Genomic DNA, 3,813 nt, shown 5'->3' with positions numbered 1-3,813 from the left:
ACCGCCGACGAAGGAGAGGCGGGCACCGTGCTCGATGGCGGCAGCGGTGAGGCGGGCGACGTGGTCGACGAGCGGGGAGCCGCCGACGTCGGCGCCGTGCGTGGCGACGACGAGGTCGTCGGCGTCGGTGGCGGCCTGCGCGAGGACGGCGTCGTCGGTCAGGGAGCCGGTGCGGTACTCGACGCCCTCGGCCTGCTCGGCCGGGGCGGTGCGGCTGTAGGAGATGACCTGGTGGCCGCGGGAGGCGGCTTCGCGGGCGATGTTGCCGCCGGCGTAGCCGGTGCCGCCGAAGATGACGATGGTGCTCATGGTGTTCCTATCTGTTGGGGTTGGTTAGGCGGGGAGGGGCTCGACGGGGCCGTCGCTGTTGCGGCGCCACCCGAGCTCGGGGGCGACGTGCTGGGCGAAGGAGTCGAGGATGTGCAGGTTGTAGTCGACGCCGAGCTGGCTCGGGATGGTGAGCATGACCGTGTCGGCGGCAGCGATGGCCGCGTCGGCTGTGAGCTGCTCCACGAGGACGTCGGGCTCGGCGGCATAGGTCTTGCCGAAGGTCGAGCGGAAGCCGTCGATCATGCCGACCTGGTCGCTGCTGCCCTGGCCCTGCAGGCCGAAGAAGTGCCGGTCGAGGTCGCTGACGATCGGGAAGATGCTGCGGGAGACCGACACCCGCGGCGCCCAGTCGTGCCCGGCCTCGCGCCACGCGGCCCGGTAGAGCTCGATCTGCTCGGCCTGCAGGTCGGCGAAGGAGGCTCCGGTCGCCTCGGTGAGCAGCGTCGAGCTCATGAGGTTGACCCCCTGGCGGGCGGTCCACTCGGCGGTCTCGCGGCTGCCGGCGCCCCACCAGATGCGGCGGTCGAGGCCGGGGGAGTGCGGCTCGACGCGCAGCCGGCCGGCGGGGCCCTGCGTCGGGTCGGCGTCGACCACCTGGTCCCCGCGGATCGCGGACATGAAGGTGTCGAAGTGCTCGCGGGCGAGGTCGGCGCCGCGCGGATCGCGGGCACCGGTGTGGCCGAAGGCCTCCCACCCGCGCAGAGCGGGCTCCGGTGACCCCCGGCTGACGCCGAGCGCGACTCGTCCTTCGGAGATCAGGTCGAGGGCGGCAGCCTCCTCAGCCAGCTGCAGCGGGGTCTCGTAGCGCATGTCGATGACGCCGGTGCCGACCTCGATGTGGCGGGTGCGGGCGGCGATGGCCGAGAGGACCGGCATGGGCGCCGCGCCCTGCCGCGCGAAGTGGTGGACGCGGAAGTAGGCGCCGTTGACGCCGATCTGGTCGGCACCGACTCCGATCTCGACGGCGTCGCGCAGGGCCTGACCGGCGTCGGGGTCACCCGGCCCGTTGCCGTGCCCGTAGTGCCCGAAGCTCAAGAATCCGAAGGCGTGCATGACGGGGCCAACAGATTGAAGAGACAATCAATTCCCACTGCTGGTCGAGGTGCGAGTTCGCGCAGCGAGCGAGCCTCGAGACCCGCGCAGCGGCCGAGCCTCGAGACCCCCAGCGTTGTCCACACTGTCACTGCAAACCCGGGATCACCGTGTCCACGAGGTACGAGCGAAGGGAGGGGACGTCTCGGGTGATCGTGGTCCAGACGCGTCGTGGGTGGAGATCGTCGTACTGATGGGCGGCGAGGTGGTCGTATCGATGCCGATATGACCATGGTTGATCACGTCAGTGCCGCCCTGCTCCTGCACGCCACGGCGGGCGCGGTCCGAGTGGGGGCACCCGTCGGCTGAGTCCGGTCGTCACCCACCCAGCGCGACGCCCGCCAGCACGAGCGAGCCGATGATCCAGGCGATCGCCGCCCACATCGTCACGCGCTTGCCGCTCGCCTGGTCACGACGGACGACGAAGGGGAGCGCGAAGGCGCCGAAGCAGGCGGTCGGGACGAGCAGCATCGAGCCGAAGATCCGCACGTAGCCGTGGGGGTCGCCGCTCGGGTCTCCGAGCAGTGCGCGCAGGAGCAGGTAGACGAGGAAGGCGGTGAACACCGCCGCGGTGCCGGCCACCAGCACGGCGAGGGTCCGCCCGACGACGGCCCAGGTGTTCGGGGGTGGGCTCACGCGTCCATGCTGCCATTGCTGCGCCGCCGCACGGTTGGGCGGTTGGTCGGCAGCTTGGCTCATGGGTCGCGATTCAGCGCACCCTCAGCAGCCGAGAACAGGGAGCCCAGGCGCGTCTCCCATTGAGGCAAATCCCGGGCAAGCGTGGTCCACGTCAGCTAACTGTTGATCTCGTCGTACTGGTGGATGATGAAGTTTCGGTTCGCTACGGCGAGGGCCCAATCGACGCCGGGCGGCGCAACGTGGCCAGCCTTGGCCAGGCGGTCCTCGTGTTCATCACAACGGGACCGCGTCTCTCCGGATGTCGTCGTCCATCCCTGGCGTCAGGCCGCCCAGCTCGACCAGGTCGATGTCTCGGCCCAGCACAGTCTCGAGCAGGTGTTTGAAGCGGATGAAGTCGAACGTCGAGGTACCTGCGGGCGGGCGGACCAGCAGGTCGATGTCGGAGTCGGGGCGTGCCTCGTGTCGGGCGACCGATCCGAAGACCGCGAGGTCCCGATAGCCGTGCAACTCCGCCAGCGTCGTGAGCGCTGGTGAGGCAGCAGCCAGGAGGTCCTCCGGGTGCAGGGTGTCGGTCTTGGGGGCGGAGGCCATCTGCTGACTGATCGCAGGCTGACTGACGCCAAGGAGCTCGGCGATCTCCCGCTGACTCAGGCCCGACGCTGCCATGGCGCGCAGGGCGATGCCGCGACGCGTCTTCGCCAGGAGCTCATCCCGACGGGCGTCTCGGTAGGTCTGCACCAGATCCATAAGGGAACCTTATCGCGAATCCCCCAGGCGGGAAGGGCGCTCGTCCGTCCGGTCACTGAGGTCGATCCGGACGGATGATCCGGGCCGGTGCGGGCGACTTTTACCGTGTCCTTACTGTTGGGTCGAGAGGTCGGGCGAAGGGAGCACAGGCATGCGGTGGTCGGGTCGGTATCGGGGGAGTCGTCGGGATGGTCGCGCCGTGGTCGGCGCGGCGCTGGCGGTCGTGATGCTGGCGGCCTGCGGGCCGGAGGCGACCGACGCGCAGGGCGACGCCGAGGAGGTCGCCGCAGCGGCGGCCGACGTGTTGGCGGCCTCAGCCGAGAGCGACCAGGCCCGAGCCGAAGGGGGATCCGCAGCCAAGGGGTCCGAGTCCGCGTCGTCGGCCGCGAAGGTGAAGTCGAACGCGAAGGCGACGGCGAAGCCGAAGTCCTCCTCCGCGAAGTCAGCGGCCCCGGCGCGTGGGAAGTACCGCGTCATCCGGGTGGTCGACGGGGACACGGTCAAGGTGGACATCAACGGCGGCGAGTCGGTGCGGGTCATCGGGATCGACGCGCCCGAGAGCGTCCACCCGGATGAGCCCGTCGAGTGCGGCGGCGTCGAGGCGTCGGCGAAGGCCAAAGCGATGCTCGAGGGCAAGCGGGTCAACCTCGTCTACGACAGCACCCAAGCCAAGCGTGACCGGTACGGGCGGCTGCTCGCCTACGTGGAGCTGCCGGGCGTGGGCGACTTCGGGAAGTCGATGATCAGGGCCGGCCACGCCCGGGAGTACACCTACGCGGCGGCCTACCGGCGCCAGGCGACCTACCGCAGCGCGGAGCGCCAGGCGCGCAGTGCCGACCGCGGCATCTGGGGCGACTGCAGCCAGGCGGAGCCGGTCCCGGCGTACACACCGCCGCCGGCCCCGTCCCCTTCGTCGTCCGCTCCGGCGCCCGCACCGGCACCCGCTCCCGCCCCGGCGCCAGCCCCGGCCCCAGCGCCCGCGCCAGCCCCGGCCCCAGCGCCCGC

The 3,813-nt window shown here is 71.0% G+C and carries 5 protein-coding genes; 1 reads left to right on the top strand and 4 read right to left on the bottom strand.

Annotated features, from left to right (window positions below):
• The 4 genes from JAN01S_RS16120 to JAN01S_RS16765 form a co-directional block, all read right to left on the bottom strand.
• The coding region (locus tag JAN01S_RS16120) for an NmrA family NAD(P)-binding protein (protein WP_157075812.1) at positions 1–309 on the bottom strand (309 nt) is incomplete at its 3' end.
• A gap of 24 nt (positions 310–333) precedes the next feature.
• Positions 334–1,383, bottom strand: a complete 1,050-nt coding sequence (locus tag JAN01S_RS16115) for an LLM class flavin-dependent oxidoreductase (RefSeq protein WP_068319793.1) — start codon at positions 1,381–1,383, stop codon at positions 334–336.
• Positions 1,384–1,740: 357 nt separating this feature from the next.
• Positions 1,741–2,058, bottom strand: a complete 318-nt coding sequence (locus JAN01S_RS16110; RefSeq protein WP_068319791.1) for a hypothetical protein — start codon at positions 2,056–2,058, stop codon at positions 1,741–1,743.
• Positions 2,059–2,334: 276 nt separating this feature from the next.
• Positions 2,335–2,808: a nucleotidyltransferase domain-containing protein gene (locus JAN01S_RS16765; protein ID WP_084360332.1), complete on the bottom strand. Its 474-nt coding sequence runs from the start codon at positions 2,806–2,808 to the stop codon at positions 2,335–2,337.
• A 199-nt stretch (positions 2,809–3,007) separates the two neighbouring features.
• Between JAN01S_RS16765 and JAN01S_RS16100 the strand changes: the two genes are divergently transcribed.
• Positions 3,008–3,813 (top strand): thermonuclease family protein (locus tag JAN01S_RS16100; protein ID WP_068319789.1); only part of this gene is annotated, 806 nt, incomplete at its 3' end.

Origin of the sequence: Janibacter anophelis NBRC 107843 (assembly GCF_001570945.1) — a bacterium.
GTDB classification, from domain to species: domain Bacteria; phylum Actinomycetota; class Actinomycetes; order Actinomycetales; family Dermatophilaceae; genus Janibacter; species Janibacter anophelis.
Note: the sequence above shows the minus strand (reverse complement) of the source record. Positions and strands in the feature narration are given on the sequence as shown.

What these genes read in the sequence shown, in the direction of transcription:
- JAN01S_RS16115 (WP_068319793.1), bottom strand. Translation starts at nt 1,383, where the DNA reads ATGCACGCCTTCGGATTCTTGAGCTTCGGGCACTACGGGCACGGCAAC.
- JAN01S_RS16765 (WP_084360332.1), bottom strand. Translation starts at nt 2,808, where the DNA reads ATGGATCTGGTGCAGACCTACCGAGACGCCCGTCGGGATGAGCTCCTG.